A 6,242-nucleotide genomic window follows, 5' to 3' on the forward strand; every position below is an offset into this window, starting at 1 on the left:
TCTGTTTGAAAATTGACAAAATATATTTGTTTAGGTATATACTAAAAATTTTAAGTTTGTCAACCGCGAGCTGCGGCACCTTCCCGCACGGCACTGTTTCATCTTATCAAATGCCAACTATATGTGCGGTTGATTGCTTATTATTGTACGATAATAAGTAATTTATCTTACATATAAAACATATTTGATCAATATGAAATAATATTTTATATTATAAAAAAATATTATTTACATTCATAAAAAATAAAAATTGACAAAATATAGTTGTTTAGGTATATTCTATAATTAAAAACTGTACATATATAATAAATGTCTATATATTCATTAAAAAACTTATATTATAAAATTAAAATATTGTAATAATAAATACATAATATAAAATTATTACACTTATAAAAAATAGGAATTAAAATGAAATATAAACCTACAAGCAGGAAAGAATTAAGAGATTTAGTAACAGATGAAAGTATTTATTTGGGCGATATAGATACCAGCTTAATAACTGACATGTCAAATTTATTTGATTTTTTTAATAGAGATAATTATGACGGTATAGAAAATTGGGATACTTCTAATGTAGAAAATATGGCAGGTATGTTTTCTGCTAATAGGAATTTTAATAAAGATATTAGTAAATGGAATATATCTAAAGTGAAAAATACAGCTTATATGTTTTTCTTGGCTGAAAAATTTAATCAGCCTTTGAATGACTGGGATGTAAGCAATGTTACAAATATGAATAGCATGTTTATGAATGCTAAAAGTTTTAATCAGCCTCTTAATAATTGGAATGTAAGTAAAGTTCAAAGTATGAGCGATATGTTTAATCGTGCTGAGAGTTTTAATCAAAATATAAATGATTGGAATGTAAGTAATGTAGAAAATATGAATCATATGTTTTCATCGGCATATAGATTCAATCAGCCTTTATTTAAATGGGATACTTCTAAAGTAAAAGAGATGTCTGGTATGTTTTCATTAGCTTATGCATTTAATCAGTCTCTTAATAATTGGAATGTAAGCAATGTTATTAATATGAGATGCATGTTTATGTTTGCAAGAGATTTTAATCACCCTATTAATAATTGGAATACAAAAAAATTAAAAGATGCAGGAAGTATGTTCTCAAATACATCAGCATTCAATCAAAATTTAGATGATTGGAATATTGATAGTATTACAGATATGAGTAATTTTAATAAAGATTCTAAATTAGAATTAACTTTTAAATTCAAAATTTATTTATATGCATTGACTTTAGATAAAGCAGAAAAAAATAATTTAAATGATTTTATAAAAAACAATGTAAAAAAGATATATAAAATTATAGAAAATCATAAAAATAAAAAAGTTAATCTCCTTAAAAGATATTTAATAAATAATTTTTATAATGAATTAAAAGAATTAATACCAAATTATATTGAAAGTTTTAATAGCATAGAAGAAGTTTATAATTATATAGATAAAAACTATAATAAAAAAGATGATAAAAAAGTAAAATTTATAGATGATATAAAAATAGAAAATATAGATAAGAGAATAATAAAATATATTTACTTATCATATTTAGAATTAAAAAGAGAAGCCTACAGAATAAAACAAATAGATTATATTATCAATTTGCTTGATGAAAAATCATTTATAAATGCCATTAAAACAATATACACAAATACCAATAAAGAAACATCTCTCATCATGTATGGAATATATGGAGGAGATGAGGCATTAAGAGAGATTTACAAAAAAGAAAAAGATTCTAAATTATGTTTGATTGTATTTTCTATTAATAAAAAAAGTAAATATGCTATTAATATGCTTTATAATGTGTTTAAGAAAAGTAAAAAATCTGAAGTAAAAGATATGGCAGAAAAAATTATTGAGGATATAGCAGAAGAAAATAATTTGAGCGTTTATGAATTCGGATTAAAAGCTATACCAAATTTTGACTTTGATAAAAACGGAGAGAGAATAATTGAAGTAAATGATAATCAGTATAAAATGATTTTGAAACATGATTATACTATAGAATTTTTTGATATCAAAGAAAATAAAATATTAAGACAAATACCTAAAAATTTTGATGATAGTATAAAAGAAGAAATAAAATATATAAAGAAAGAAATTCCAAATATTATAAAAAATCAAAGCAGAAATTTAATAAAAATTCTACTAACGGGAAAAAAGTACGATTTCAATTTTTTCAAAGAAATATTTATTGATAATCCAATAATGAATAAATTTGCCATTAATTTAGTTTGGAATTTATTTGATGAAAATAATAATTTTATAACAACATTCAGATATTCAGGTGACGGAAGTTATACAAATTACGATGATAATACAGTGAATATAAATAATAATTATTTTGTAAGTTTATCAAGCCCTATAGAAATGGAAGAGAGTATTATATTAAAATGGAAAAAACAGCTCGAAGACTATGAATTATCACAGCCTATAATGCAGTTTACAAATATAAAAATAAATAATTTAGAAGAAGCATTAAACAAATTACAAAATATAGAAATAAGCTACGGCATGGTAAAAGCGTTTTCTCAAAGATATGATATGAATACAGAACATAAAAGTTATTACGAAATTAACGGTTATTCTTTTAAAGACTCATACAATAATCAAGAATTTTACATAAGAACAAAAATTATCAATACAGAAACTAATTATAACGATAAAATAAAAATTAATATAGAATTTAATAATTCTAATAAGAGATTCATATATACTTGGATTATACTATTAATATGGGATTTTAGATTAACTGAAATGTTTTTATAAAAAATAGTAATGCACTAAAAAAGCACATTACTATTATTTTATTTAATTAATCATTAAATGTCTTTATAATTTCTGAATATTGTCTGAATCTTAATAATCTAAATGTATAATTATATTTTTTTAGTACTTCTTCAGCTCTTTTTATAAACTCATCTTGATTGTATAAAAGCAAGTCTATATATCCTCCTACTATACCAAAAGCACTGCCTAATAGTATGCCTATCTCTTTACCGCTTCCTTTCTCACCCATAATGCTTTCAAGCTCATCTGAAATATTATTTCTTTCTTCAAGAAGTTTTTTATTTATATTTTCATCTTCAAAATCATTGTCTTTATTATCTGAAAATACATAAACTAGATATGCAGCTCTTGCTCCCATTTTTGAAATATTAACAACTGCATCTATATTATAATTAGTATAATCACTAATAAGCTCCATATAACAAGTATTTCCAATGAATATATCTTCTCTAAAGAAATTATCTATAGGTTTACATTCATAAACTGTATATCTATTTATAGGGTCTGCAATAATTTCCTTATTTTTATTTTTTAGAGTATCCATTATAAAGTCATAAAGTTTTGGAAGTTCTATCATGTTATCAAGTTTTTTATCGCTTCTTTCAACATCTCCTAATAAATATAGTTTTAATATATTTTCACCCACAGCATGTTCTAGCATTATATAAAAAGCATTATAAGCATAATTTTCATCTAATTGATTTAGGTCTTTGTTATAAAATTTCAAATTAAAGAAATTAGTATCTTCATCATATTCAGCGGATACTAAAATTTCTTTAAAGCTTAAATCTTTATTATACATTTTGAAATTAGAATTAGTTATATCTTGTTTTTGCATATAAGGAGAAAATTTCCATTTGCTTTTTAACTTCTCAGGCATAGCAGCTACTATTCTAGGAGTAAGATAAAATAAATATTCTTTGCCTTCTACAGTAAATGTAAACTCATAATCACCGCCAAAATTAAATTGCAAATTGTTAGATATTAAAGCTACACCATTAGAAACAAATTCAATGATTTCCTCTGATGACATATTAGATTTCTGCTCTATAAAATCAGATATAACTTTCTCATTTTCTTCAAACCATTTCCAAAACCTATTAACCCTCTCTTCAAAATTTATTCCGTCATCTTTATCTTCAGAACATAGCATATAAAAACTATAAGCATCTGTATCTTCATTATTTAAATCATAAGACTTTTTAAAATAAATTTCTGCATTTTCTTTATCGCCTTTATAATAATAAGCATAACCTACTCTATAATTCCATAAAGCATCGTCAATGCCTTCTTCTCTTATGTACATTAAAGTATCTAATGCTTCATCATATCTTACTGTATTATTATAAGCTCTGGCAAGCAAGCTGAAAAGTTCTGTATCTCTTTCCTCGCTTGGGATTGCTGTTATAATTTCAATAATTTTTTCATGTTCATCGTTTTCATGTAATTGATTGATTTCTTCTATTATATTCATAGTACCACCTATATCATTAAATTAATAAAATTTACTCTGTAATATTTTAAATAAATTTGTTATAAGTTTATAATTTTTCTATTTCTTTATTTATATATAAAAAAATTATTCGCTAAAAATATATAACAAATAAATTTGTTATATGCTCATAATTTTTTTATTTTTTTATTTATACATAAAAAACTTGATCGCTATTTATGTCTAGTAAATAAATTTACTAGACGCTCACAAGTTTTTTATTTCTTCTATACTTAATCCTGTATTTTCACTTATGAATTTTGAATCCAAACCTGCCTTTTTTAAACTTTTAGCTATAGATATTGCCTTATTTTTTTCTCCTTCTTCTCTGCCTTCTTCTCTACCTAATCTTCTTTCTTCATCAAGCATTATTTGATTACCGTATAAATAAGCCTCTTTCTTCTCATACTCCATCATCATCAATTTACTTTTCACAAAATTATTATATTTTTTCTGTACTTCTTCCATTATAGGTTTTTCTTTTACTATTTCAGACATAGAAGCCTCCAAATTTTTACTTGTAAACATTTTTAACCAACAATTTAAATCTTTAGTTAATATATTTTTCTTGAATTTTTTTAACTCTATTATATGTATTTGTAAATGATCCGTAAGAAGTTTTTTATTATTCATTTCATAAAGCATATAACAGGAATGTATATTTTTACTTTTATCTAAATTGAAATTTAATAGATTAATACTTATAACAGGTGTAAGTTCATCATATCTTTCACCATGCTTTAATAGCTTACTGTAATTAGCTGCCCAATAATAAAGTATTCTTTCTGGGAATCTTGAATTGCCTTGTAATTGTATTTCTATTATGACTACTGAACCATTTTGAGTAATACATTTAACATCAACTATGGTTTCTTTTAAATTTCTATTCTTTTTCAAATTAAACGGAGTAAGAATTTCCACAGAACGAAAAGTCTTCATATTAGCATTAAGCATTATAGAATTAATAAAATCCAAAAGTATAGATTCGCTGCTTCCCTTATCGGTAAAAAGGTAACGTATAAAATAATCGTTCAAAGGATTGAAATATTTTATTTGTTTGGTATTTAATTTTTTTTCCATAAGTATATTATACTGAAAATTATTAAGTTTGTCAAAAAAACTATATATTAATCAAGTTCAGCCCTTGAAAATAAATCTCTTATTAATTTGTCATCTTCGCATGCCTCTTTAAATAATAAAGCAAATTTCTTTAATGCTCCAATATCGCTGCTGTAAGCACAGAACATACTTGCCTCAGAATCAAAGTCAATAGCATCTTTTAATTCAGGAACTTTTTCATCTAAAAATACTAAGGCTAAAGATTGCCAATCATAACCGCTGCCTTCAAATCCTTCATCTTCTCTTTCTTCAAATATTTCTCTTTTATATTCGCCTACATTAAGGCATAGAGAAGCAGTATTTTCATGTTCTACAAAAAAGAAAGGTTTTATTTTTTCATCAAAATTATTGTTCATTATTGTTTCCTTTTAATTTATTATTATTGTTATGCTCGTCTACGCCTATAATAAGCTAGTGCGTAAACTCACTAGCTGGCTACGACTCACTTTTTTATATTTTAATTCAATTTTATAAAATTAATAAACATTTATCATTAAATTTTGTAAATTATTCTAACTCTTTATAAAAAATATTATATATTTTATAAATTTAAAATATTCTAATCCCATGTAAACTTTAAACGAGTTTAGAGTTTAGAGTTTAGAGTTTAGAGTTTAGAGTTTAGAGTTTAGAGTTTAGAGTTTAGAGTTTAGAGTTTAGAGTTTAGAGTTATCTATACATATTTGAATATTATAATATAAATATAATATTTTGTCAAAATTTTACATGATATTTAATGAGTTATAATATTATACAATAAATAGATATAAGCTTGAAAATTAGTAAATATATATTTGTATAAAATAATTAGCTATATTAG

4 protein-coding genes are annotated in these 6,242 nt (G+C 23.5%); 1 reads left to right on the forward strand and 3 read right to left on the reverse strand.

Going from position 1 to position 6,242, the window contains the following annotated elements; genetic code table 11:
* Window positions 1-411 precede the first annotated feature (411 nt).
* Entirely contained in the window at window positions 412-2,790 is a 2,379-nt protein-coding gene (locus R4K56_RS14255; RefSeq protein ID WP_335773141.1) for a BspA family leucine-rich repeat surface protein, read from the forward strand.
* 46 nt (window positions 2,791-2,836) lie between these two features.
* On the opposite strand, the gene R4K56_RS14260 is transcribed toward R4K56_RS14255, so the two are convergent.
* The 3 genes from R4K56_RS14260 to R4K56_RS14270 form a co-directional block, all read right to left on the reverse strand.
* Window positions 2,837-4,285: a tetratricopeptide repeat protein gene (locus tag R4K56_RS14260; RefSeq protein WP_335773140.1), complete on the reverse strand. Its 1,449-nt coding sequence runs from the start codon at window positions 4,283-4,285 to the stop codon at window positions 2,837-2,839.
* 225 nt (window positions 4,286-4,510) lie between these two features.
* A complete protein-coding gene (locus R4K56_RS14265; protein ID WP_335786928.1) occupies window positions 4,511-5,383 on the reverse strand; it encodes an Rpn family recombination-promoting nuclease/putative transposase in 873 nt (290 codons plus the stop codon).
* A 47-nt stretch (window positions 5,384-5,430) separates the two neighbouring features.
* Window positions 5,431-5,778, reverse strand: a complete 348-nt coding sequence (locus R4K56_RS14270) for an immunity 51 family protein (protein ID WP_335773219.1) — start codon at window positions 5,776-5,778, stop codon at window positions 5,431-5,433.
* Between the last annotated feature and the right edge of the window lie 464 nt (window positions 5,779-6,242).

This window comes from Brachyspira pulli (genome assembly GCF_036997785.1).
Taxonomy (GTDB): domain Bacteria; phylum Spirochaetota; class Brachyspiria; order Brachyspirales; family Brachyspiraceae; genus Brachyspira; species Brachyspira pulli.